The following is a 22,094-nucleotide window of genomic DNA, read 5'->3' as shown; positions in this document are numbered from 1 at the left end:
TAAAAAAATCAAAAATTTTTAACATATCTAGTCCTTATGTTAAAATTTGATAAAAATTTTAACATTTATAACCTTCCTTGAAAAGCTTTATCTAGCAAGGACTTTTTAAGTTCTTGTAAGTCTTTTATCTGTGCTTGATAGTTTTGCTTTAAATTTTTTACATGAGAAGAAAGCTCATCTAAATGCGAAGCGATTTGCTCTTGTTCTTGTAAAGGTGGTAGTGGGATTTGCAATGATTTACCATCTTTTGTTCCAAGTCTAGGCATTCTTGAACCATAAGTTAAATTTGAGATTTTATCATGTAAAAAATTAGTAAATAAATAATAATAAATAAAATGATTTGTTATAAAGTTGTCTGTAGAAAATGGCATTATTTCGGAAGAACAAACACCATCATTGTTAGCTATAATTACTTTTTTAAGATATGGACGTAATGTTCCAAATAAAATATCACCCTTGCTAAATTTAATTTTATTACTTTTGCTTTGCCTATCTTGAAACAAAACTTTTCGCAACAAAACACCGCTTTCTTTTTCTATATCTTCAAGCTCTAAAATCCAATCATTACTTTTTAATTGACTAGGTTTTATTTGTGATGTTTTTCCATAGTTGCTAATTTCATATAAGCTTTTCCATTCCCAACCTTGTGGGAGTTTGTAGTTTTCCTTAGTATTATCCTTTAAAGGGTTAAAAGCTTTTTGCAAGGCACTTTGCATTAACTCATCTAAATTGAGCAAATCTTGCTCTAAAATTTTTATACTCTCATCTATCTTTGCAAAACTCTCATCTAAAATCCCCACTATCCTTTCTTGCTCTTTGAGCGGCGGCAACGGAATTTGAAATTTCTCTAAATCTACAAACCTTAAATTATTTATGTTAGAACCTTTAGAAATATTGAAAATATAATTTTTATAAGAATCGCTTCTTAAATAATAAGCTATAAATTTATGGCAAATGTTTAGATTGATAATTCTAAATAATCCACAAAAAGCCCCAAAAGTAAAATCATTTAAATTGTTTAAAAGTATATTTTTGCCTACAATATGTTTACTACCGCTACTCATTGCAAATAATATATCATTGTTTTGAATAATTTTATCAACTACTAATTCTTTGGGAATGATTTGTAGTTCATCTAAATTCAATTCATTTTGAATATTATTTGCTCTTAACAAATAAACAGAGTTTTCATTCTTTGTGGATAATAGTTGCTCTTTTTTGTAAGAAACGCCCCTTATAAAAAAACCTATCTCACCAAGCTTTTTAACTTCCCAACCCTGCGGTAATTTTATCATTATTTTTTTACCTTGCTTTTCAAAAAATTAAACATCGTTACTATATCTTCTGAAATTTCTTCTTTTGGAATGCTAAAAATAACTTGTCTCATTTTGTTTATGTCATCTCCATTATCATCACTATACAATCCTTGAATAATATTCTTGCAATCTAATTCTTTTAAAGAATTAATATTATCCAAATTATCATCTTTTTTTATATGATCGTTTTTAGCTAGATTATCATTATTTATCAAATTTAAAACATTGTATTTTTCTAGCATAGTATATGAGAGTAAATAATTTTCTATTTCTCTTCTTTTCCAGACTTTTAACAAAGCCTCCGTGCTGCCACTCCTTTTTAATTGTGGTAAATTGTTATCCTTTGGTTCGAGATTATCTTTAATATTTTGCATAGGATAATTATCTTTATCACATATCATAAAAATATTTTTTGTTTTAGATGGTTGTTTATGCATGATTTTTGTATACTTTTCATACCATGCTGTTTTTGAATTTCCTAAAGCATAATTCACGTCTTTATAATCAGAACTGCAATTAAAAGGTTGTATTTGGTCTAATATTTTCAAATCTTCTTTATTATCAATTTTAATTTCACATAACATTTTAAAAATCTCCCAATCATTCACATGTTCTACCAAAACAATATTTTCACATTTTGATGCTATTTGATATTGATACATTTTATTTGATGTGAAATTATCTAGCCTTTTACATAATTCATTAAAAATATCTTTACTTTGTAATTTTCCATTGTCAACCAAATAAATATCTTCTATATTTTTTCTCACAATACTTTCTGTAATATGCGATGTAGATATACAATAACCTTTAATGTCTTCCAATCGACTCCATAATTTTTCAATATTTTTATAATGTATATGCGAATCAACCTCATCAAACAAAAAAAGAGTATTTTCTTTATCGAAAATATCTAAAATAGCATAAATAGCAAGAAGTTGATATTCACCATCACTTAAATCATCAAATTTAAAATTACCAAAACTCAGCTCTACTGTATTGATATCAATATGTTTATCATTATTCGTTGCATTGCTTAAAAATGTAAAAATCTCAGAACTGTCTTTACCAAAAATATCATTGGCTTTATTTATAGAAAAATTTGTACTTTGTTTTATTATTGGATATGGATTGCTATTAAAATCCTTATGATAATATTGATCAAAAATTTTTTCAGCCATCTTCTCTAGTATTTTATAATCTATAGTATCTCTTATAATTCTTTTTACAATACCTTTTTCTTCTTGTTCTAACTCATTTTTAACCCTTTGAATATAATCAGATAAAATTCTAAATTTAAAAGATAAATTTATATTGTCAATATTTATATTTTTTTCCGTTAAAAAGTTTTTTACCAAAGAGTTTTGCTTTGTAGAGATGGAAAAAAATACTAATAAAATTATCCAATTTTTATCAAAATAAAAAGAATGAACTACCGCATAATCATTTTCATAATCATTTTTCATGCTTTCTTTTTTATGTTTTTTAAAAATTTTAGTAAATTTTTCATTTTGCCCTGAAGAAAAACAAATTATATTCATCTTAGCAATATATTTTTCAAAAATAGACTCCAGAATTCTTGATTTACCGCATCCATTCTCACCAACCAACAAAATACTTTTATTATCTTTTAAAATTATACTTTGCTTATCAATACCTTTATATTTATTTATTTCTAGTTCCATATTATTTTCACCTCGCATAAATCTCCCTTTGTAAATCATCAATGCATTGTTTTAAATTTTCCATACCTTCAAATTCACTCACTAACTCTTTTACGCTACCTAAAGAGCTAAGATCTATAAGTGTTTTTAACCCACTATCAAAGTCTTTTATACCATACTCTTGATACCTATCTAGTAAAAATTCCACAAGCTTTAAGGCTTTTTCTTTTTGGAAGCGTTTTAAAAATGTACTATTTTTTACATTTAGCACGCGTTCATGGCGTGTTTTTATCTCGCTGTTAAAGCTTAAGTGTGCTAGCACATCATACACATCGCAGTCTTTTTGCTCAAAAATCACTGTCAATTCTTCCAAAACCTGCTCGCTTATGCGGTCTTTTTCAAGTTTTTGTAAAAATTCTTTTCTACTTGCTTGGCTACTCCAAATCTCGCGTAACCTTGTCTCATCATCATAAAATTCTGCTAGCTTTCCTACTAAAAATTCCAAAAATTCTTTTGTGCTAAGTGGCTTGTCGCTATCTCCTATGTAGCTTGTCGTTATATCAAGCACTTTTAGCTTTGTGCCTTTTAAATGCACGGTGACTTCTTTTTGCTTAGTTGCTTCTTTAGGCTTGCTTTGCTCTCTTTTGTTTTGTATAGTTTTTACCTCGGTTTTTTCTTCATCTTTGATCTGCTCGCCATCCCATTTAGGATCATAAAAAAGTCTTGTTACTCCGGTAAAATCTAGTATAGTAAAAAAGTCTTTTCCCTCATATACCCTAGTGCCTCTTCCGATGATTTGCTTAAATTCTATGATAGAACCTATATTTGCCAAAAGCACTATGTTGCGGACATTTCTAGCATCTACTCCTGTGGTTAGCATTTTAGAACTAGTGAGTATCACAGGGTAGCTTTTGTCATTATCTTGAAACTGCTTTAAGTACTCAAGCCCTATTTTACCCTCATCACTTGTAACCCTCACGCAGTAGTCATCTCTTTTTACACTTTTAAATTTATCAATGGCTCTTTTTACTTCACTTGCATGGGCTTGGTTAGCACAAAAGATGATGGTTTTGTCCATAGGGTTGATGAGCTTTAAAATTTCTTTAGCTAGAAAATCGTTGTATTGAGGTAAGTGAATATTTCTTTCAAATTCATTGATCTTATAAAAGCCTTTTTCTAACTCACCTTCTATGATATCATCAGGGTTATACACATAGCCTTCACTAAGCGTAGTCGTAACACGCTTAACTTTATAGGGAGTTAAAAAGCCATCTTCTATACCATCTTTAAGACTATACTCATATATACTCTCACCAAAATACCTATAAGTATCTACATTATCACTTTTTTTAGGCGTAGCAGTAAGTCCTAAATGCGTAGCCGATGAAAAGTACTCTAGCACCCCTGCCCAACTACCTTCTTCATTCGCTCCACCTCTGTGGCATTCATCGATGATGATAAGATCAAAAAAGTCTTTGGGGTATTGTAAGTAGAATTTGCTTTCTTGTTCTTCATTAACATTTTCTTGTTCTTTTGAATTTGAAGCTAGACTTTGATAAATTCCAAAAAACACATTTGCACTTGTAGGCACTCTGCCATTATTTTTTCTCAACTCTTGCGCACTCACTGCCACGCAATCTCCCTCTATAGGATTAAACTCTCCTAAAGCTTGATCTCTTAAACTCACCCTATCACATAAAAATAATATCTTAGGTTTTTTGTCTTGATTTGTTTTATTCCACCTAGCTTCAAGCAAACGATAACACAAAGCAAAGGCTATAGTGGTTTTACCTGTACCTGTAGCAAGAGTGAGTAAAATTCTATTTTTACCATTGATCAAAGCTTCTATGACTTTATCAACTGCGATCTTTTGATAATACCTTAATCCTTTTTGGGGTATGTATAATTCTCGCTGTGATAAAAGCTTGTATTGCCATTCTTTTAAATTTCCATAAATCCTAGCAAAAAGCTCATTTGGGGTTGGAAATTTTTCTATATACTCACCACTTGAAGTTTTTAGGTTATATTCATAAATTTTATCGCCATTAGTGCTATATACAAATGCTACGTTTAAAATTTTGGCATATTCTATGCCTTGAGATAAGCCATCTAAAGGATCTTTGCTTTGTTTTTTAGCTTCTATGATAGCAAGATTATTGTTTTGAAATTTCAGCAAATAATCTGCAAATTTTCTTTCGCCTCTTTTATTTCCTATAAGCTTACGCCCATCGGTAAAATAATAATTTCTTATGATATTTTCTTCACTCCAAGAGCTAGTGTGAAGTTTTACATCTATGAGTTTAACTCTAGTATCATCTTCTGAAAAATGCTTAAGTTCCATGGCTTCCTTATGGGTAAAAAATTTAAATAATTATACCATAAAAATCAAACCAAAACCCACAAACGCACCTTGAGTATAGTATCTTACTTTATTTTCCCTATTGCAATAAAAACCTAGCTTTATTATAATTTCAAAAACCACAAAGGAGAGAAAATGGACTCAAAAATCTTTTTAGAAAATGGTCGTGTTAAAAGTAAAGGTTATGCCATACTTAGCAAGGATTCTAAATTCACACCTTTTGAATTCACACGCCATAAAGTAGGTAAAAACGACATCTTAATCGCTATCAAATACGCAGGAATTTGCCATAGTGACATACACACCGCAAGAAGCGAATGGGGCGAGGCAACTTACCCTTGCGTACCTGGCCATGAAATAGCAGGAGAAGTTATCGCGGTGGGTGAAAATGTGAGTAAATTTAAAGTAGGTGATTATGCTGGGGTTGGGTGCATGGTAAACTCATGCGGAGAGTGCGAAGCATGCAAAAAATCTCAAGAGCAATTTTGCGAAAATGGTAAAACCATCTACACTTATAACTGCAAAGATGTATTTCATGATAATGAAAACACCTATGGAGGCTACTCAAACAACATCGTAGTAAGTGAAAAATTTGCTATCAATGTGCCACAAAATGCACCACTTGACAAAGTAGCACCTTTACTTTGTGCGGGTATTACTACCTATTCACCGCTTAAATTTTCAAATATCAAAGAAGGCTCAAGCGTAGCTGTAGCAGGATTTGGTGGGCTTGGTATGATGGCAGTAAAATATGCTGTGAAAATGGGTGCAAAAGTAAGTGTTTTTGCAAGAAATGAAAACAAAAAAGCACAAGCTTTAGCTATGGGTGTGAGTAATCTTTATACTAGTACAGACAAAAGCGTGGTAAAAGAAAGATTTGACCTCATCATCTCTACCATACCGACCCCTTATGATCCGCTAGCTTATATGGATTTGCTAAAATTTGGTGGTGAAATGGCTATAGTAGGATTACCTCCACATGAAGTAAGCCCTAGCATTAACATCATTCACTTTGTACATAAAGCAGGTAAAAAAGTATATGGCTCGCTTATTGGGGGCATTAAAGAAACTCAAGAAATGCTTGATTTTTCTTTAGAACATGGAATTTATCCTGAAATTGAACTCATCAAACCAAGTGAGATTGACAAAGCTTATGAAAATCTCACTTCAGGAAAAGCCAAATTCCGCTATGTAATCGATATGAGTGCAGAAAATTAATACTCATCAAAAATCACATCGCTAGTATCAAAACCTCTTTGCTTGGCTATTTCAAGTAAAGAGGTTATTTGCTCTTTTACTAAAATCTCTCTTGATAAAATCCAAAGATATTTTTTATCAGGACTACCTACAATAGAAACTTGATAATTTGTATCAATGTAAATAATCTCATAATTTGGCTTGTTAAAAATATTCATAAAAATACTAAACTTAACTGCTAAAGCCCTTGGAGATTTTACCCTAGCTTTGCCATTTGCTTGAGAGATTTCTCCATTTTCTTTTGTGCATATATTTTTAACTTTAATTATAGGCGTAGAGCCTTCATACTCTAGCTCATATTCTGCCTTAGCACTTTTGCAAGTTTTTTGAAAAAAGGCAGGTTTTCTAGCCATTTCTAACCATGTACCCATGTATTTTTCTAAATTTATACCATCTAATAATTCTATCATTTTTCTTCCTTTTGGTTTACCTCGCCCCAATCACACATTGCTTGTAAAATAGGAATTAAACTTTGACCTTTTTTAGCAAGGCGGTATTCTACTTTTGGAGGGATTTGTGGGTATTCTTTACGCGTAATTAAATCATCATTTTCAAGCTCTCTTAAAGTATGTGTTAAGGTCTTAAAAGAAATATTACCAAGATATCTTTTAAGTTCATTATATCTTACAACTTCATAACGAAACAAACAATACAAAACACTCATCTTATATTTGCCTGAAATCAAAGATAAGGTATAGTTAAACCCGCATTCTGTAAAATCGCACTTTTCTTCCATATACTTTCCTTTAATATAGTATTATGCTTTTTTATATTATAATCCAAAATCATTTTTTATCAAAATGAATACACATTAAAAAGGGTTTCGATGGATTTCATCACAAATCTTATCATTGCTGCTATTGTTGGTGGTGCATGCGGAGCTGCGCTTCATTTATGGAAAAAGAAAAAAGAAAAAAATAGTAGCGAAAAATAATACGTGAAGCAAAATGCTTCACGTATATCTATACTAATTGTCTATCATTTTTATGATATTTTAAAATACCCTCTGCACAACGATAAGCCAAAGCTCCAACTGTATCAGTAGGATTATAACCACTATTGTGCTGAAAATTTCCCGCACCAACAACAAAAAGATTATCCATATCCCAATGTTGCAAGTAAGTATTAACAACACTTGTTTGAGGATTAGCACCCATAGTAGTTCCACCCGTATTATGTGTAGATTGATAAGGCACTATACTATAATCTTTTAAGTATGCTCCTTTTTTAATCGATCTCACTCCTTGCATTTTTTTAGCTACTTCAGCTGTTTTATCTGTTATAAATTTATGCAAAGCACGATCTTGATCTGTAAAATTATAAGTAAGTCTTACCAGTGGCATTCCAAAAGCATCTTTATAAGTTGGATCCAAACTCAAATAATTGCTTTTGTGTGGTAAAGATGCGCCTTGTCCTCCTACTGTAATAGCTCTTGTAAAATTATAATTTAAAGCTTTTTTAAATTCAGCTCCCCAACTTGGAGTTCCTTTTGGCAGCGGAGCTGATTGGATAGGGCGATTTCCAAGTTGCACACTATAAATCATGGCTCCGTGCAAAAACTTCTCTTTCGAGTGGTCAAAATTATCCCCATTATAGTCATCGCAAGTTGTACCTAAAGCACCTGAACCCATATATGTATTAAATTGCTCATCAAAAAACGCTGTTGTTCCCATATTGATTTGATAACAATAGTTTTTACCTAAAGTTCCTTTGCCTGTGTTTGGATCGTATTGCTCACCTATATCACTTACCATTAAAAGCTTAGCATTGTTAAACATATAACTTGTAAGTACTACAATATCTGCTGGCTGAATATACTCTTTCATAGTTCTTGTATCTACAAACCTAACTCCTGTAGCTTTACCATCTTTTTTTAGTATTTCTATAACATTACTATGAGTTCTTATAGTATATTTTCCTGTGCTCATAGCTTTAGGTATGACAGTATTAATAGGACTAGCCTTAGCACCATACTCACAACCAAAACGCTCACAATAAGCACAATATTGACATGGGGCTAGATCTTGACCATCTGGATTAGTATAACCGCCTTTTGAATTAGCCGCAGGTAATCTAAATGGATGTAATTTCATTTCTTTTGCAGCTTTTTCGAAGCGTTTAAGCATTTTAGTGTTTTCTAAAGGTTCTTGCGGATAAGGACTTGATCTAAACAAACCCATTTTTTCAGCAAGTGGGTTTTCTTCTCCACAAATTCCACAGGTTTTTTCAAACTTATCATAATAAGGTTCCATATCTTTATAGGTTAAACCCCAATCTTGCAAAGTATAATCATCACCTAATTTATTGCCATATCTTTCAAAACTTTTTGTTTTAATCTCAAAATCATAAGGTAAAAATCTAAAGGTCCAACCATTCCAATGCACCCCTGCACCACCAACATTACTTCCAAGTAAAAAAGATCCCATTTTTCTATATGGTAAGGCTAAACCATTAACATTATGGCGAAAAGTTACTGTATCTTTTGAGCAATCTTGCATTAAACCATAGTTAATACCATATCTCCACTCATCATGAATCATTGCAAAATTTTCCGTAGTTTGCATCATACCACGCTCTAAGCTCAAGACAGTCAATCCAGCCTTGGTAAGTTCTGCTGCAACTATACCACCTGTCCAACCAGCCCCTACTGTTACCACATCTACTTTTTTTAATACTTCTGCCATAATTTATCCTTCCATGTCAGCTAAGCTCATAGGCTCTATGTCAAAAAACTCATCACTTGTGATCTTGTCAATATAACTCATTTGAGCACCAGGATATTGCATCATTCTCCAACCATTTTTATTATCATTACCACCATAAATTGGATCAGATAAAACTCCAGCTATTGTCATATCCCTTAAAAGAGTAAAAAATTCAGAAGATTTAAATCCTATGAAATCGATTTTATTTTTTTCTAAATCAACTAAAATTTTATCTTGCTCAACTCCTTTTAAAGATGAAAAAGTTTTTTTATAACGCTTTTGAGATATTATTTCCAAAGCTTTAACACCCTCTAAGAAAATCTCATTGCGTTTCATTGGAGTTTGATAACCTTGCTCAGCAATTCCTTCTATAAATGGCCCTTGTAAGTATTCTCTATCGTTATAACCATAAGCTGAAGCTAATTGATTATCAATAAAATAAGGCACGCCTAAGCCTATAGCACCATCACCTTGCTCATCTTTTGGATAAATTCTCTCACATGCTGCACTTAGATTATCAAAATCAGTCTGCACTTGAAAAAACATTTTTCCTCTTATTTTATTTGAACCTCCTTGTGTTTTCTTGTGTGCATGAGTTAATTCTGCAGCATGCAATATAGCTCCACCACTCATAGTGCTAGCAGCAACCACACCGCCACCCAAAAGACTTAATTTAAAAAAATTTCTACGATCGATGACATTATCTTGCATATTTTCCTCCTTTTTGTTGACAATATCAACTTATATTCATTCTATTCCTTGCTTTTTTAATATAGTCTTAAATAAAAAAAATAATACAATTTTTGTATTATTTTTAAAAAATCAATCATAAAAAGTAACATATTTGTTTTGCACTTTCTTATAGTATAGTATCTTACATAAATTTCAGTATTGAAATGAAATTATAGTTAAATTATAATTTCAAAAAAACGCAAAAGGATAAAATATGCAAAAAGTATTATTATTAAACGGTGCAAAAGACTTTGGACACTCTAAAGGAAGACTAAACACAAGCTTGCATGAGCTTGCACTTAAGACTTTACAAGAACTTGGTTTACAAACCCAACAAACACACATAGATCAAGGCTATGATATAAACGATGAGATGGAAAAAATTCTAAATGCGGATGTTTTGATTTGGCAAATGCCTGGTTGGTGGATGGGTGAGCCTTGGATAGTAAAAAAATACATTGACGATGTTTTCACAGCAGGACATGGAGTATTTTATAAAAACGATGGTAGAAGTAGAGATGATGCAAGTAAAAAATACGGAAGTGGTGGGCTTTTAAAAAATAAAAAATATATGCTTTCACTCACTTGGAATGCTCCAATACAAGCTTTTGATGATGAGAATGAATTCTTTAATGGAGCTGGGGTTGATGGAGTGTATTTACACTTTCACAAAGCACATGAGTTTTTAGGAATGAGTGCTTTACCTACTTTCATAGCAAATGATGTAATCAAAAATCCTCAAGTACAAGAATATTTTACAAACTACAAGGCGCACTTAGAAACAATTTTTAAAGCTTAGAAATTTGGGATTTGATGCTAGAAATCATTGATTTTTTAGCCTCAAATTCACTTTTTAAATTCAAAATAATCTGTCTTTTAGCTTCAATAAAATCAACAAAACTTTGCATATAGTTTTTATAAATTTTTAAAACTACAGGCTTATTTAAAAGCAAATCTTCAAATTCATATACATTAAGCTCAGTTAATACCCTTTGATGCACTTCACTTGCTTTTGGATGATATAAGCTAAACTCGGTACTATCAAGCTCATAAAATTCTTTACTCGCATTCATTTTAGCGCTAAAAAATCCCAAAGTAAGCTTAGTAGCACTTTCATAATTTGCTAAAGCTTTTAGATTAAGCTTTTCTAAAAATAGATCAAGTTCAAGTTGGCTTTTAAATAATAATTGCTTAAAATCTTTTAAAAAAAGCTCCTCGCTAGCACTAGCAAAGCTTCTAAAACTAGCAAATTCTTTTTCACTTTCTAAGGCATTTTCTTTTTGTAAATTTGAAAATTGAGCCTTAAAAAGCAAAATTTGCTCTTCTAAATGAGTAAAAAATAAGGAAAAATCATCTTTGATTTGACTAAATTCTAAAGTGATTTCATTTTTTAATCTTTTAAATTCCTTATTCATTGCTTCAGAGTTATAAAACATAGCCAAAAATGCATCATCACTTGAAAGATATGGCGCTTTATAAGCAACTTTTTCATAAAGATTTTTCTTAAATAAGCCCTTAGCTTCTTTATAATAACTACTATCTTTTTCTTTAATAAATTTTAAGATTTCTTGAGCAATTTTTTCTCCAACAAGTTTTAATTTATCCAAACAATTATGATTTAAAATTTTGATTTTTTGCTCTAACTTGCTTACTTTGAAAGTCTGTAAAATAGTATTAAATTTAAGTTCTAATTGCTCTAGTGCATTTTGAAACAAATCATATTGATTTGACAAAAGTTCGCATAGATCACTAAGTTTTTCTTTGATAAAATCTTTTTTAATATGCTCATAATCAAGTTCTTTTAAATACTCATAAAGCAAAGGCAAATTTGACTTTTGCAAATCAAATTTTGCTTCTTTACATGAAATTGCGATGATTTTTTCAAAATACTTATCAAAAACTAAATGAGCGTAATTTAAAACATTTTCTAGCTCATCTTGACTTAGCTTATCTTTTTGATTTAGCACGCAAATCCCGCCACGCTCTAAAAGCTTGGCATTTGCTTTTATAGCATCTTCTTCACTTTTTTTGCCTGCATTATCAATCAAACTAAGCCAAATAACACTATGCATAAAAGAAAGTTCTTTAAAAGTAGTTAGCGTGTCGGTAGTGTTTGCATTTAAACCTGGGGTGTCTATAAGTGTGATATCTTTTAAAAGTTCAATAGGCGCAAAAAGGTGCAAACTTTTAGTTTCTTTTAGCTCATTTCTTTGATCGCTAAATTTAGAAAGCTCATCTATATCAACAATCTCATCACTACCATCTTCATATTCAACTCTTAAAAAATACTCCTTAGCATAGCGTAAAAAGGTAGGCTTAAAAGTCACCGGCACCACGCCTGTTGGCAGGCATTCTTTTTGTAAAATTAAATTTAAAAGCGTGGATTTGCCACTAGAAAATTGCCCTATGATAGCCACATTAATGGCTCTTTTATAGCTAGCTATAATCATCTCAAGATCTTTTAAAAACACATCATTTAAATGCAAACTCGGCTCTAAAAATGCATTTTTTATTGCTAAAATTTTTCCCTCAAAACTATCATCAAAACTTTTACAATAAGTATTTTCATAGGCTTTTAAAAAATCATTAATCAAATCATTTTGCATTTAAAAGCTCCGTTTTTAAAGTCTTTAAACTTTGTAATTTTGTATTGTTTTTTTCTAAAAGCTCTTTGGAGTTTTGTTCATTTTGCTCTATTTGTAAAATCAAGTCTTTTAAGTCTTTGATTTGTTCTTCTTGTTCTTTTTCGTATAAATTTAAACTAAGCTCTAAATTAGTAAAAAATTCTTGATTATTTTTTAAATCTAAGGCAATTTTTTCTATATTAAATGTTTGTAATTTTTCTAAAATTTGATTTTCTAAAGAGCTTTCTAGTTTATAAATATCTTGAGTAGACTCTAAATTTTTTAAAAGTTCCGCTTTCAATGTCATAAAAAGATCATTAGTGAAAATGCCTTCTATTTTTGTTTCAACCTTACTTTTAAAATCATCACAATTTTGCTCTAAAATAGCTTTTAAAAAATCATATTTCACACTTAGAGTGTTTTTAAGCTCATTGACCTTATACTCACTTTGCTGTTTTAACTCTCTTAAAAGATCAAAAATTCCATCTTTTAAAGTCGTATCAATGATAGTGTTTAATCTTTGAGTGTTGTTTTTGATTTTATTATTTTGATTATATTTTAGCTCATCTATAAGTTTTTCTTTTAATTTCTTAGCTAGCAAATGCAAAAGCGTTAAAATTTCTTGAGTATTTTCATCTTTTGTGCTAAAAATAGCACTTAGCTCTACTTTTACTTGCATTAATTTTTCTTTTTTTGCTTTAAAATCATTGATAATAGTTTGATTTTGCTTATCAAACTCAAAGCTTTCATAATTTAGCATTTTATTAGAAAATTTAATTTTTTCTTCTATTTTTTCTAAATGCAATAATAATTCTTTTTTATAAGCACTTAGAGCGATTTTGTTTTTATCATATAAGCTTTTAGCTATAAGTTCTTCTAGTGTTAAAATATTACTTTGTTCTAAATTTCCACCTTTTTTTTGATAAAAATCATTAGCTAGTTTTGAAGAAATACACACAAAATCTACATTATCTAATAATTCTTGGCTAAGTTGCTTTTGTGCTAAATTTTCTTTGAGCTTATTTTTAGTATAGTTAATTACTTCTTGCAAGTCTTTTTGACTAAGTAAGTCAGCCTTAGTAAGCACAATCAAAAGCTTACTTACCCTTGAAGTTAGCAAACATTCTATAATAAAATCACAATCTTTTTGACTAAGACTTTGAGAAGCATTCATAAGATGGATTAAAAAGTCAGCTTTACTTATATAAGCTTTTGTTAAAAGCTCCCTTTGGATGATCACATCATCAAGTCCTGGAGTATCAACTATACAAACATTATCTTTTAAAAAATCAAGCGATGAAAAAAGCTCTATTTTTTTAATAAGTGCTGAAATTTTGTTTTTTGCACTAGTGTAATTTTTTAATTCTTCAATTTTTATTTCTATATTTTTATTTTCTTTTTCGATATATTCATTTAGATTAAAATTTTGTTCTAATTGTTTTATAAGTTCTTGCATATCTTGATTATCTTTGGAGCTTTTTAAAATATCTTGCCATTCTTCTTCACTCCAAAAATATATCTTAGCTTTTTGCTCTTTGCCGTATTTTAAAACGCTCAAATTTGCAGTTTCAGGCACGTTAGATACACCTAAAAAATCTTTTTTTAAAAGTGCATTTAGCATACTTGATTTACCTGCATTTACCACACCTGTTACCGCGATAGAAAAATCAATATTGCTAAATTTAACCAAAGCTTCTTGTAAGAGCTTTTGAGCTTTTTCATCTTCGCAAAGCTCTTGTAAGTTTTGGTTAATGAGATCTAGTGTTTGATGTGAGTTTTTAACTTCTTGCTTGTAATCTTTTTGGATAACTTTTTGTCTAGATACAAAAGCATATATTAAAGTATTATCAGTGATTTTTTGAAGTTTTTCCAAGGCTTTTAAAAGCTCATTTTTGTCTAAAATTCCCAAATTTAAAGCATTAATAAAACAAACCTGTGCATACTGAATACCATAAAGATCTAAGCGTAAATTTAAACTTTTCATTAAACTTTTAAATTCATTTAAAGCGCTAAATCTTTCATAATTATCAAGATTAGTACTTAAAAGAATTGCTGCTTTTTGAGCGTCAATTAAACTTTCATCAAAAAGTGTATTTGTGTCAAGATAAACGCTATGATTTTGCCAAATTTGTTTTAGTAAGGTTTTAAGAGCCCCCTTTTCTTGGGGGCTAGGATTATTTGTTTCTTTGAGCGACAAGCTGTCTTCTCATATAAGCGATTTTACTTTGTAAAGGTAGTTCTTTTGGACAATTATCTTCACATGCAAGCAAAGACATACATCCAAACACACCATCATCATCACCCACTAATTCATAAAAATCTTCTATAGTTCTGTGATCATGTGGATCTTGTAAATATCTAGCTGTTCTTAAAAGTCCAGTAGCTGCGATAAAGTCAGGTCTCATTAGCTTAGTCGCACAAGAAGCAACACAAATTCCACACTCTATACAACGATCAAGTTCAAAAGTCTCATCAGCAACTTCTGGCTCAATACGCTCTTCAAGTTTAGAAATATCTGTTTCTTTTTCATTATGCACCCAGCTCTCAACGCGTTTGCACATACCATCAAACCACTCACCTGTATTAACACTTAAGTCTTTTATGTGTCTAAATGCAGGTAAAGGCATAAGCTCTATAACGCCATCTGGATAGTCTTTTGTTAATGTTTTACAAGCAAGTTTTGGCTTACCATTAATCATCATAGCACAGCTTCCGCAAATCCCTGCTCTACATACAAAGTCAAAACTCAAATCCGCATCCATTTTTTCTCTGATTTGAGTTAAGCACACAAAAATCGTCATAAATGGAGTTTCTTCAAGCTCATAAGTAACAAAATGAGGCTTAGAAATTTTACTTAATGGATTATATTTAAATGCTCTTATTGTTAATTTTCTACTCATAATCAACTCCTATTCTTTGATTTGGTGCTTTAAATTTAGCTTGTAATTCATAAGGCATTAAAGCATGTTGAATTTCATATCTACCTTTGCCTTCTGCTTCCATTTTTTCACGGATCGCATCAACTTCAGCTTGGCGTTTTTCACTTAATGGGTTTTCAATAATATTTCCTTTAGCACCATAACCTCTAAATGCAGGTGGGATTTCCATTTTCATAATGTCAAGATCTTCATACTCAACTCTAGGCATACTTTCACCTTCTACCCAGTAGGTATTTGTTCTTTTCATCCAATTTAAGTCATCTCTTTTTGGATAATCTTCTCTATAATGAGCCCCACGGCTTTCTGTTCTTAAAAGCGCACCATAAGCAACACATAAAGCAATTTTTAGCATTCTTGGAACTCTATAAGCTTCTTCAAGCTCTGGATTTGCACATTTTAATTCTTTATCATGCACTTTTAAATCAAGTGATTTTTGATATAACTCTTCAAGCTCTTTAACCGCTTCTTCAAGACCTTGGCCTGTTCTAAAAATAGCTACTTTTTCCCACATAATGTCTTTCATTCTGTTTTTGATTTCAAATACATCATGTTTTCCTTCTTTACTAACAAGAGATTTTAAGTAATCATACTCTTTAGAAAGGAAAGATTTAACGATATTTGTATCAATATCATTACCATTTTCTTTACAATATTGTGCAAAATAATCTCCCACGATCATACCTGCAACAACAGTTTCTGAACATGAATTTCCACCCAAGCGGTTAAATCCGTGCATATCCCAACAAGCTGCTTCACCACACGCAAAAAGACCATTTAGCCATTGACTTTCGCCGGTTGGTTTAGTTCTAATACCACCCATTGAGTAATGTTGCATAGGTAAAACTGGCGCCCAGCCTTTTGGACCCTCATCAGCAGGATCAATACCATTAAATGTTTTACAAATATCTTGAACATCGCGAAGATTTTTTTCAACATGAGCACGACCGAGGATAGAAATATCAAGCCATAAATGATCTCCATAAGGGCTTTTTACACCTTTACCTTTTCTAATGTGCTCCATCATTCTACGACTTACAACATCCCTACTTGCAAGTTCTTTTTTCTCAGGCTCATAATCAGGCATAAAGCGGTAACCATCAACATCTCTTAAGATACCACCATCACCTCTACAACCTTCAGTTAGTAAGATACCACTTGGTACGATTGGAGTTGGGTGAAATTGTACTGCTTCCATATTTGAAAGTCTGCAAAGTCCAGTTTCTAAAGCAATAGCAGCTCCTGTACCTTCACAAATAACAGCATTTGTAGTTTGTTTATAAATTCTACCATAACCACCTGTTGCAATCATAGTTCCCCTAGCAACATAAGCGATTAATTCCCCATTAGTTAAATCTCTAGCAATAGCCCCTAGACATTTTTTACCATCATGGATAATTCTTACTGCTTCCATTCTATCGATGATTTTAACTTGATGTTTAATCGCTTCATTTGCCACACCATATAGCATACAGTGTCCTGTTGCATCAGCGATATAACATGTTCTCCATTTTTTAGTACCACCAAAGTCCCTTGCATTTATAAGACCATGTGCTTCTTCTTTTTCTTCAATAGTAGTTTTTTGAGCATTGATAACTACAGTTCTAGGTCCTTTTGTAACCCTAGTCCAAGGCACACCCCAAGCAGCAAGCTCACGCACAGCTTTTGGAGCAGTTTGCGCAAACATTCTTGCAACTTCTTGATCACAGCCCCAGTCAGATCCTTTTACTGTATCAGCAAAATGCACATCTTCATTATCTCCCTCACCTTTAACGCTATTTCCTAAACTCGCTTGCATACCACCTTGTACAGCAGCTGAGTGAGATCTTTTAACTGGACAAATACTTAATAAAGTTACACTTTGACCACTTTTTGCAACTTCAATAGCAGCTCTTAAACCTGCAAGACCACCACCGATAACTAAAGCATCACTATATTGTATGTTCATATTTAGCTCCATCATAAGTTTTTACTATTTGCGCTACAGAGTTGTTTTGGTAATTATTAAAGCCTATTTTTGCAAAAGCAGCTAAGCTTAATACACCTAAAACTAAGAAGAAAATACTAATAAACCATTTTGCTTTTTTAAGTTTTTTACGACTTTCTTTTGCATCTTTACCTTCAAACCAACCCCATTTTACACATAATCTATAAAGACCAATACTACCATGCAACTCAACACAGATTAATAAGGCAATGTAAAATAACCACATAAAATGGCTCACTACTCTATCACCTGACATATCAGCACTGATTTTATCTGCATTAGTAATGATAAAAATTAAGTGCGCAGAACCCAAGAAAAACATTACAAAACCAGTTGCAGCTTGAATCCACCATAAAGAAGAATCACCATGATTCATATATTTTAAGTGTGTTCTACAAAGTTGGTATTGTCTGAAATTAATAGGAAATTTTCTCATTGCAAGACCCGCATGCACAAAGAAAATAACCAAAACACAGGCAGCCAAGAAAGAAGTGATGTAGCTCATCATAGGGCTATTAATGATAAATTTTAGTTCTAAAAAGTGAACCACTGAATCAAAAAAATCATCACTAACCAAAATGGTAGAAACGAACAACATATGTGCCCACATAAACAAGCCTAAAATTAAGCCTGTCGCACTTTGAATATAGTCAAGTTTTGCTGGCATTTTGCTTTTTTTGCCATCAATACTCTTGCCTAAAAAACCTTCAATGAGTTGGCTCATATTTACTCCTTTTAAAAGTTGATAAGTTTTAATATCGGAGCAATTATAGAACTTTTATTCTTAAAATAAATAAAAATTTATAAATTTTTTTTAATATTTCTTAAATAAAAAGATAAAAATAGTCCTAATAAAAACATTAATAAGCTCAATATCTGACCCATGCTCATACCAAAAGCAACAAAGCCTATGCCAAAATCAGGCTCTCTAAAAAACTCACATACAAAGCGCGCTAGAGCATACAAAATCGTATAATAAGCAATCAATTCTCCATTGTATTTTTTATATTTTTTTATTAGTAATAAAATAGCAAAAACTACAAAACCTTCTAAAAATGCTTCATAAAGTTGTGAAGGATGACGCAATATCCCATCTACATAAATACCCCAAGGCACTTCTGTAGCTCTACCAAATAGCTCTTGGTTTAAAAAATTTCCAATACGACCAAAAATATATCCACATGGTACACTAATAGCAACTAAATCTAAATATTTCCATAAATTTTGCTTATTTTTTTTACAAAAAGCATAAGTTGCTATTAAAAATCCAACAACAGCTCCATGATAACTCATACCCCTAATCCCTACAAATTCTCCATTATAAAAGGGATTGAAAATTTGCCAAGGATGAGTAAGATACCATAAAGTATGCGCATCATAAATTAAAATATAACCCAATCTTGCACCTAAAATTACACCAATTTCTACCCATATAAAATAGCTATCAAGCATAGCTTTTGAAATTCCCATATTATCTTTAATCGCATAGTATTTTGCAACCATTAAAGCAACAAGCAAAGCTAGCACATACATAATGCCATACCAATGCACTTTTAAACCAAAAATTTCAAAAGCTACCACATCAAAATTTGCATAAATATTTTGCCAAAATTCCATAAAAAGCCCTTATTATAAAACATATAATATAGCAAAAAATTGTTATAATTATAAAAATCAAAAGGAGAGAAAATGAAAAAAATATTATTATTTTTTAGTATAGTTTTATTTTTAAGTGCTTGCACTGGTAATCAAAAAACTTATTATATTTCTATGCCAAATTTTAAAAGTACTTTTGAAGGACACAACAACACAAATGCTAATAGTCCTAAAGTCAAAATCAATGATATAGAAATTATAAAAAATACTTTTTATAGTTCATATTTTGAGCAATCTACCCTAAATCAAAGAATTAATAAAAGCTTAGAATTACTCAAAAAACAACTTTTAGAAGATAGCAAAGCATTGCTTCAAAGTAAGGGATATATTATAGATAATGAAAATCCTGATTATGCTTTTAATATAGTTATCAATGCTAGTCTATATGAAGATAAGGTTACAAGAAATTCAAGTCTTGGAGGTGATAGTGTGGAATCTTCTTTTATGATCATTTTAGAAGCTCAAAGTCATTTAAATAATTTACACCAAGAAGATACTTTCCAAAGTACAACAAGCTCAGCAAAATTAAATGATCCTATTATTTTAAATTATCCTATAAAAGGACAAGCAAGCATAGAAAGTTTTAGAGAGGTATACAGTGCTGTTCCAACTCAAGTTAATGAAAGTCTTGCAGCAAGTGCTTTAGAAATTGATAAAGTTTTTGTTGCTTTTTATAAAGAAATCACATCTAGTTTAAAAACGAGTATAAAAGAAATCAAAGAAGAGCCAAAAACACAAGAAAGCTCAGAAGTTCAAGATACAAAACAAGATGATAAAAAAGAAGAAAAAGCTACTCCTTATCAAAATAATGAAGTAATTATTTTTGAATAGCTTGTGCATAAAACACTTTGATCTTAAATTTAAGATTGATGTGTTTTTCTTCGGATTTAAACTCCACAGGAGTGCTAACTTCTATTAAATTTTTATATCTTTGCAAATCATTTAAAAAAGAGTAAAAAGCTTGAGGATTTTTCATCTTTACGTTAGCTCCAAATTGGTATTTTAAATACTCTTGCTCTTTTTTAATGGGAATGAGATTGATTTTTACATCATCAAAGTAATTTTTCATAAATTCTAATAATTCTTTTTGTGAAAATTCTGCATTGATTTGAGCTAAATTTTGTGCATTTACCTTTTGAAACTCATCAATAACTTTTTCTAAAGCTTGCAACTCATTTATTGCTTTAGTGTTTTGAATTTGCTGGGTTGCTAATCTTGAATGCTCGATTTTATAATCTTTCAAAAAAGGCACGATTAAAAATAAAATCAAAATCGCACAAAGCGCTACAAATGAAAAAGAATAAATCAAGATTTTTAATACATCAGCTTCTTCTAAGCTCTTATCGTTTTTGCTCATACATTTCCTCTGGTATAGTGATATTTACACTTACAAAGCGATACCACCCATTTTCTAATTGATAATAACTTGTTTGAGAATTGGAAAAAATACTTCTTAATGGAGCCTCTAATAATAACGCAAACATTTCTTTAGTAGGTGTAATACCTCTTAAAATAAGTGATCTATCTTCCATTAAAACCTCATCTAAAGATATGTTTTTAGGCACTAGAGTAAAAAGATTTTGAATACTTTTTAATAAAACTTTATTTTTACCATTTTCTTGTTCTTGCTCTAAATCTCCCAAAATCAACTCTGCTTTATCATTTTGTCTTACTAATTCTTGATATTTAAGCTTATTAGCATTAATTTGTGCGATAATTTGAGCTAATTCTTCTTTTTTATTATCAAGTTGCACAGACGCATAATAACTTTTAAAAACAACCACAATAAATACTACAAAAATCAAAGCAACACTAATACTAGTAAAATAAATCCAAATTCTAGTAAAAAGATTAAAAACAGGTTTTATCTTAGGTTTGATTAGACTATATCTCATAATTTTAAGTCCTTCACCATAAGTTCATTCATCAAATTTAAAGTATCTACAAGTTCTACTTTAGGTTTTATAAAAAGCTCATTTTCTAAATAATCAAGCGAGGTCGGACTAAAACTTTCCTCATCAAAAATCACAATTTCTTCCAAAAAGCTATTATCATACAAAGGATTTTGATAAAATTCTTTTACACTTGAAATGATGTATTCTATCATTTTCATATCTGAGCTAAAATTTTCTAAAGACTCAATAGGAAGTTCTTCTTTTTCTTCATCTAATTCCTCAAGTTTATCAAGCTCTTGACTCATTTCTTCTAAACTTTTTAAATCATAATTTTGCTCATTTTCTTCTTCTTGATTTTCATCATCAATTTGTAAATCAAATTCTTCTTTAATATCATCAAAAAAATCATCTTCATCATAATTTTGACTAGCTATATTAAAATAACTTCCAAACAATATAGCTTCATTTTTACAAATTAACATCGCAACAAAATCATGGTATCTATACACATAAAGGCCTATTTTTTCTTCAAAACCTCTATTTGTCATACAATGATAAAGCAAAGAAAAAGGCGAATAAAGTAGATCTAAACCGCCAAAAGCCTCATAATCTTGCTCATATAAGCTTAAAGAATGATTAGATGCATACAATAAGCCATTGTTAAAAGAAATGCACTTAACACTACTTGCATCGACACCAAAATTAGAAAGATCTTTAAAATTTGAGCTTGGCACAACGCCTTGGGCAATAGGAGTAAAAAAAGTACATATATAATAAATTTGAAAATCTTTAGTTAAATTTTTTACATATTCTATAGCTTTTTCTTTATCTTCAAAGCTTTTTTCAAAAGTATCCACAGCTTTGGATTTTTTCCAAGTATGACATCTTATAATGTATTGTTTTTCATCATAGCAAATACAAACTAAAAGTTGTAAAATGTACTTTCTAAAAAAAGATAACATA

General features: G+C 30.6%; 19 protein-coding genes. 3 read left to right on the top strand and 16 right to left on the bottom strand.

Annotation, left to right across the window (positions count from 1 at the left end; genetic code table 11):
- Nucleotides 1-65: 65 nt before the first annotated feature.
- The 3 genes from L8U98_RS01070 to hsdR are packed head-to-tail and all read right to left on the bottom strand — an operon-like array spanning nt 66 to nt 5,321.
- Complete coding sequence (locus tag L8U98_RS01070) at nt 66-1,295, bottom strand: restriction endonuclease subunit S (RefSeq protein WP_263724617.1); 1,230 nt, start codon at nt 1,293-1,295, stop codon at nt 66-68.
- Nucleotides 1,295-3,019: an ATP-binding protein gene (locus tag L8U98_RS01065; RefSeq protein ID WP_263724618.1), complete on the bottom strand. Its 1,725-nt coding sequence runs from the start codon at nt 3,017-3,019 to the stop codon at nt 1,295-1,297. The genes L8U98_RS01070 and L8U98_RS01065 overlap by 1 nt, the downstream gene beginning before the upstream one ends.
- Nucleotides 3,009-5,321, bottom strand: a complete 2,313-nt coding sequence (gene hsdR, locus L8U98_RS01060) for an EcoAI/FtnUII family type I restriction enzme subunit R (protein WP_263724619.1) — start codon at nt 5,319-5,321, stop codon at nt 3,009-3,011. The genes L8U98_RS01065 and hsdR overlap by 11 nt, the downstream gene beginning before the upstream one ends.
- 153 nt (nt 5,322-5,474) lie before the next feature.
- Here hsdR and L8U98_RS01055 point away from each other — a divergent pair, with 153 nt between their 5' ends.
- Nucleotides 5,475-6,557 carry an NAD(P)-dependent alcohol dehydrogenase gene (locus L8U98_RS01055; RefSeq protein ID WP_263724620.1) on the top strand — a complete coding sequence of 361 codons (1,083 nt, stop codon included), beginning with the start codon at nt 5,475-5,477 and terminating at the stop codon, nt 6,555-6,557.
- On the opposite strand, the gene L8U98_RS01050 is transcribed toward L8U98_RS01055, so the two are convergent.
- The 4 genes from L8U98_RS01050 to L8U98_RS01035 all read right to left on the bottom strand — a co-directional run bounded on the left by L8U98_RS01050 (nt 6,554) and on the right by L8U98_RS01035 (nt 10,012).
- Nucleotides 6,554-7,006 (bottom strand): lipocalin family protein, encoded by a 453-nt coding sequence (locus tag L8U98_RS01050; protein ID WP_263724621.1) that lies wholly within the window; start codon nt 7,004-7,006, stop codon nt 6,554-6,556. The two genes, L8U98_RS01055 and L8U98_RS01050, sit on opposite strands and share 4 nt — an antisense overlap.
- A complete protein-coding gene (gene rrpA / locus L8U98_RS01045; protein WP_039617585.1) occupies nt 7,003-7,332 on the bottom strand; it encodes a MarR family transcription factor RrpA in 330 nt (109 codons plus the stop codon). Before rrpA ends, L8U98_RS01050 begins: the two co-directional genes overlap by 4 nt.
- Before the next feature lie 226 nt (nt 7,333-7,558).
- A complete protein-coding gene (locus tag L8U98_RS01040; RefSeq protein ID WP_263724622.1) occupies nt 7,559-9,280 on the bottom strand; it encodes a GMC family oxidoreductase in 1,722 nt (573 codons plus the stop codon).
- Nucleotides 9,281-9,283: 3 nt separating this feature from the next.
- Nucleotides 9,284-10,012: a gluconate 2-dehydrogenase subunit 3 family protein gene (locus tag L8U98_RS01035; protein ID WP_263724623.1), complete on the bottom strand. Its 729-nt coding sequence runs from the start codon at nt 10,010-10,012 to the stop codon at nt 9,284-9,286.
- Between the two features lie 235 nt (nt 10,013-10,247).
- On the opposite strand from L8U98_RS01035, the gene L8U98_RS01030 reads away from it, so the two are divergent.
- Nucleotides 10,248-10,832, top strand: coding sequence for an NAD(P)H-dependent oxidoreductase (locus tag L8U98_RS01030; protein WP_263724624.1), 585 nt, complete (start codon nt 10,248-10,250; stop codon nt 10,830-10,832).
- On the opposite strand, the gene L8U98_RS01025 is transcribed toward L8U98_RS01030, so the two are convergent.
- The 6 genes from L8U98_RS01025 to lgt form a co-directional block, all read right to left on the bottom strand.
- Complete coding sequence (locus L8U98_RS01025) at nt 10,822-12,639, bottom strand: dynamin family protein (protein WP_263724625.1); 1,818 nt, start codon at nt 12,637-12,639, stop codon at nt 10,822-10,824. The genes L8U98_RS01030 and L8U98_RS01025 overlap by 11 nt on opposite strands.
- Nucleotides 12,629-14,854, bottom strand: a complete 2,226-nt coding sequence (locus L8U98_RS01020; RefSeq protein ID WP_263724626.1) for a dynamin family protein — start codon at nt 14,852-14,854, stop codon at nt 12,629-12,631. The genes L8U98_RS01025 and L8U98_RS01020 overlap by 11 nt, the downstream gene beginning before the upstream one ends.
- Entirely contained in the window at nt 14,832-15,557 is a 726-nt protein-coding gene (locus tag L8U98_RS01015; protein WP_012661078.1) for a fumarate reductase iron-sulfur subunit, read from the bottom strand. Before L8U98_RS01015 ends, L8U98_RS01020 begins: the two co-directional genes overlap by 23 nt.
- A complete protein-coding gene (locus tag L8U98_RS01010; protein ID WP_066007209.1) occupies nt 15,550-17,541 on the bottom strand; it encodes a fumarate reductase flavoprotein subunit in 1,992 nt (663 codons plus the stop codon). The genes L8U98_RS01015 and L8U98_RS01010 overlap by 8 nt, the downstream gene beginning before the upstream one ends.
- Nucleotides 17,525-18,304: a fumarate reductase cytochrome b subunit gene (locus L8U98_RS01005; protein WP_263724627.1), complete on the bottom strand. Its 780-nt coding sequence runs from the start codon at nt 18,302-18,304 to the stop codon at nt 17,525-17,527. Before L8U98_RS01005 ends, L8U98_RS01010 begins: the two co-directional genes overlap by 17 nt.
- A 77-nt stretch (nt 18,305-18,381) precedes the next feature.
- Nucleotides 18,382-19,197 carry a prolipoprotein diacylglyceryl transferase gene (lgt, locus tag L8U98_RS01000; protein WP_257928651.1) on the bottom strand — a complete coding sequence of 272 codons (816 nt, stop codon included), beginning with the start codon at nt 19,195-19,197 and terminating at the stop codon, nt 18,382-18,384.
- Between the two features lie 72 nt (nt 19,198-19,269).
- Here lgt and L8U98_RS00995 point away from each other — a divergent pair, with 72 nt between their 5' ends.
- Nucleotides 19,270-20,067: a membrane lipoprotein lipid attachment site-containing protein gene (locus tag L8U98_RS00995; RefSeq protein WP_263724628.1), complete on the top strand. Its 798-nt coding sequence runs from the start codon at nt 19,270-19,272 to the stop codon at nt 20,065-20,067.
- Here L8U98_RS00995 and L8U98_RS00990 read toward each other — a convergent pair.
- Genes L8U98_RS00990 through L8U98_RS00980 form a run of 3 tightly spaced genes read right to left on the bottom strand, consistent with a single transcriptional unit; the run spans nt 20,054 to nt 22,093 of the window.
- Complete coding sequence (locus tag L8U98_RS00990) at nt 20,054-20,593, bottom strand: hypothetical protein (RefSeq protein WP_263724629.1); 540 nt, start codon at nt 20,591-20,593, stop codon at nt 20,054-20,056. The genes L8U98_RS00995 and L8U98_RS00990 overlap by 14 nt on opposite strands.
- A complete protein-coding gene (locus tag L8U98_RS00985; protein WP_039627963.1) occupies nt 20,577-21,131 on the bottom strand; it encodes a hypothetical protein in 555 nt (184 codons plus the stop codon). The genes L8U98_RS00990 and L8U98_RS00985 overlap by 17 nt, the downstream gene beginning before the upstream one ends.
- Nucleotides 21,128-22,093, bottom strand: a complete 966-nt coding sequence (locus L8U98_RS00980; RefSeq protein ID WP_263724630.1) for a hypothetical protein — start codon at nt 22,091-22,093, stop codon at nt 21,128-21,130. Before L8U98_RS00980 ends, L8U98_RS00985 begins: the two co-directional genes overlap by 4 nt.
- Between the last annotated feature and the right edge of the window lies 1 nt (nt 22,094).

Source organism: Campylobacter sp. RKI_CA19_01128 (assembly GCF_025771175.1).
In the GTDB taxonomy this organism is placed as follows: domain Bacteria; phylum Campylobacterota; class Campylobacteria; order Campylobacterales; family Campylobacteraceae; genus Campylobacter_D.
This window is presented reverse-complemented; position numbering and strand designations above follow the sequence as displayed.

Excerpts from the sequence above, each read along its gene's own strand:
- hsdR (WP_263724619.1), bottom strand. The coding sequence starts at position 5,321 with ATGGAACTTAAGCATTTTTCAGAAGATGATACTAGAGTTAAACTCATA.
- L8U98_RS01015 (WP_012661078.1), bottom strand. The coding sequence starts at position 15,557 with ATGAGTAGAAAATTAACAATAAGAGCATTTAAATATAATCCATTAAGT.
- L8U98_RS01050 (WP_263724621.1), bottom strand. The coding sequence starts at position 7,006 with ATGATAGAATTATTAGATGGTATAAATTTAGAAAAATACATGGGTACA.
- L8U98_RS01005 (WP_263724627.1), bottom strand. The coding sequence starts at position 18,304 with ATGAGCCAACTCATTGAAGGTTTTTTAGGCAAGAGTATTGATGGCAAA.
- L8U98_RS01040 (WP_263724622.1), bottom strand. The coding sequence starts at position 9,280 with ATGGCAGAAGTATTAAAAAAAGTAGATGTGGTAACAGTAGGGGCTGGT.
- lgt (WP_257928651.1), bottom strand. The coding sequence starts at position 19,197 with ATGGAATTTTGGCAAAATATTTATGCAAATTTTGATGTGGTAGCTTTT.
- L8U98_RS00985 (WP_039627963.1), bottom strand. The coding sequence starts at position 21,131 with ATGAGATATAGTCTAATCAAACCTAAGATAAAACCTGTTTTTAATCTT.
- L8U98_RS01065 (WP_263724618.1), bottom strand. The coding sequence starts at position 3,019 with ATGCGAGGTGAAAATAATATGGAACTAGAAATAAATAAATATAAAGGT.
- L8U98_RS00995 (WP_263724628.1), top strand. The coding sequence starts at position 19,270 with ATGAAAAAAATATTATTATTTTTTAGTATAGTTTTATTTTTAAGTGCT.
- L8U98_RS00980 (WP_263724630.1), bottom strand. The coding sequence starts at position 22,093 with ATGTTATCTTTTTTTAGAAAGTACATTTTACAACTTTTAGTTTGTATT.
- L8U98_RS01025 (WP_263724625.1), bottom strand. The coding sequence starts at position 12,639 with ATGCAAAATGATTTGATTAATGATTTTTTAAAAGCCTATGAAAATACT.
- L8U98_RS01010 (WP_066007209.1), bottom strand. The coding sequence starts at position 17,541 with ATGAACATACAATATAGTGATGCTTTAGTTATCGGTGGTGGTCTTGCA.
- L8U98_RS01055 (WP_263724620.1), top strand. The coding sequence starts at position 5,475 with ATGGACTCAAAAATCTTTTTAGAAAATGGTCGTGTTAAAAGTAAAGGT.
- rrpA (WP_039617585.1), bottom strand. The coding sequence starts at position 7,332 with ATGGAAGAAAAGTGCGATTTTACAGAATGCGGGTTTAACTATACCTTA.
- L8U98_RS00990 (WP_263724629.1), bottom strand. The coding sequence starts at position 20,593 with ATGAGCAAAAACGATAAGAGCTTAGAAGAAGCTGATGTATTAAAAATC.
- L8U98_RS01035 (WP_263724623.1), bottom strand. The coding sequence starts at position 10,012 with ATGCAAGATAATGTCATCGATCGTAGAAATTTTTTTAAATTAAGTCTT.
- L8U98_RS01070 (WP_263724617.1), bottom strand. The coding sequence starts at position 1,295 with ATGATAAAATTACCGCAGGGTTGGGAAGTTAAAAAGCTTGGTGAGATA.
- L8U98_RS01030 (WP_263724624.1), top strand. The coding sequence starts at position 10,248 with ATGCAAAAAGTATTATTATTAAACGGTGCAAAAGACTTTGGACACTCT.